The organism is Idiomarina sp. ST10R2A5 (assembly GCF_051842325.1).
Lineage (GTDB): Bacteria > Pseudomonadota > Gammaproteobacteria > Enterobacterales > Alteromonadaceae > Idiomarina > Idiomarina abyssalis.
Window position 1 is genome coordinate 1 of record NZ_JBNIEX010000019.1, and the last position, 1,239, is coordinate 1,239.

1 protein-coding gene is annotated in these 1,239 nt (G+C 50.1%); it reads right to left on the minus strand.

All coding sequences use genetic code 11. The annotated features are described in order from the left end of the window. Window positions 1–54: 54 nt before the first annotated feature. A complete protein-coding gene (gene tuf / locus ACP7FG_RS12955; protein WP_199495133.1) occupies window positions 55–1,239 on the minus strand; it encodes an elongation factor Tu in 1,185 nt (394 codons plus the stop codon).

Here is a 1,239-nt window from a genome sequence, read left to right on the forward strand (position 1 = left end):
ACAGGCATAAAAAAGCCCGGCCAAAGCCGGGCTCTTAAAATCAACAGGACAGCATTAGTCCATGATTTTTGATACGACGCCTGCACCTACGGTACGGCCACCCTCACGGATAGCGAAACGCAGACCTTCGTCCATTGCGATTGGAGCAATCAGCTCCACAACAAACTTCAGGTTATCACCAGGCATAACCATTTCTACGCCTTCTGGCAATTCTACAGCACCAGTTACGTCCGTTGTACGGAAGTAAAACTGTGGACGGTAGCCTTTAAAGAATGGCGTATGACGGCCACCTTCGTCTTTGCTCAGTACGTAAACTTCTGCTTCGAACTTAGTATGCGGAGTGATAGTACCTGGCTTCGCCAATACCTGACCACGCTCTACTTCGTCACGCTTCGTACCACGCAACAAGGCACCGATGTTCTCACCTGCACGACCTTCGTCAAGCAGCTTACGGAACATTTCAACACCAGTAACAGTCGTTTTAGTGGTGTCTTTCATACCAACGATTTCACACTCGTCGCCTGTACGCACGATACCGCGCTCTACACGACCTGTTACTACCGTACCACGACCTGAAATCGAGAATACGTCTTCGATTGGCATGATGAACGGCTTGTCGATGTCACGCTCTGGCTCTGGGATGTATGAATCCAGCGCATCCGCTAACTCAACAATTTTCTTCGCCCAGTCTTCGTCGCCTTCCAGCGCTTTCAGTGCTGAACCCTGGATTACCGGCAGGTCGTCGCCCGGGAAGTCATACTCTGACAACAACTCACGAACTTCCATTTCTACCAGCTCTAACAGCTCTTCATCGTCTACCATGTCACATTTGTTCATGAATACTACGATGTAAGGAACGCCTACCTGACGTGAAAGCAGGATGTGCTCACGAGTCTGTGGCATTGGGCCGTCTGTTGCCGCTACTACCAGGATTGCGCCGTCCATCTGTGCAGCACCGGTGATCATGTTTTTAACATAGTCAGCGTGCCCCGGGCAGTCTACGTGCGCGTAGTGGCGAGTTGGCGTGTCATATTCAACGTGTGACGTTGAAATAGTAATACCACGCTCTTTCTCTTCTGGCGCGTTATCGATGGCTGCGAAGTCTTTCGCCGCACCACCATAAACTTTTGCCAAAACTGTTGTGATAGCAGCAGTCAGTGTAGTTTTACCGTGGTCAACGTGACCAATGGTGCCGACGTTTACGTGCGGCTTCGAACGTTCAAATTTTTCTTTAGACAT